We start from the raw sequence: 681 nt of genomic DNA on the forward strand, positions 1-681 counted from the left end.
GTCCTCAACGGGCTCCCCGAGGCACAGATCCACGTCGTCGTCCCCTACGACACCCTCATCGGCCACCGCACCAACCCCCCACCCACCGACACCGACACCCTCCCCACCGACACCGCCACCGCCACCACCCCCACTACCGGCGGCGGTGCACCACCCCGGCAGGATCCGACAGGTCAACCCTGCCCACCACGACCCGCCCCAGCCGATACGCGCGACCCAGCCGCCTCACCCGTCCACCGACCAGACACGGACCCAGCCGGTTCACCGTTCCACCAGCCAGGCACCCGCGGCGCGGCAGATCCGCCGGGTCGGGTCCTGCCGGGGGTGGGTGAGGTCATCGGACGCCACTCGATGTTCCTGATGCCCGAGCAGGCCCAGCTGCTGGCGCTGCTGCCCGGCTCCACCCTGCACCGGCTGCTGATCGACCCGGCCACCGGACGGTGCGTGGAACGTTCCATCAATGCCTACCCCTTCGACGCGGCGATGCGCGCCCAGATCGTCGCCTCCGACCTGTTCTGCAGGGCCCCCGGCTGCCTGCGCCCGGCCCGGCTGTCCCAGATGGACCACGTCCAGGAGCACGGCACCCCCGGTGGTCACACCTGCGAGGCCAACGGCCAGCCCGCCTGCGACCCCCACCACGACCAGAAGACCAAGAAGGCCTGGGACGCGGTCATCGACACC

Annotated in this window: 1 protein-coding gene; it reads left to right on the top strand. The window is 71.7% G+C overall.

Annotation, left to right across the window (positions count from 1 at the left end; genetic code table 11):
- Window positions 1-324: 324 nt before the first annotated feature.
- Window positions 325-681: HNH endonuclease signature motif containing protein (locus MWU75_RS19615; RefSeq protein ID WP_247094145.1), on the top strand; the 357-nt coding region annotated here is incomplete at its 3' end.

The sequence above is a fragment of the Ornithinimicrobium sp. F0845 genome (assembly GCF_023015765.1).
Taxonomy (GTDB): Bacteria; Actinomycetota; Actinomycetes; order Actinomycetales; family Dermatophilaceae; genus Ornithinicoccus.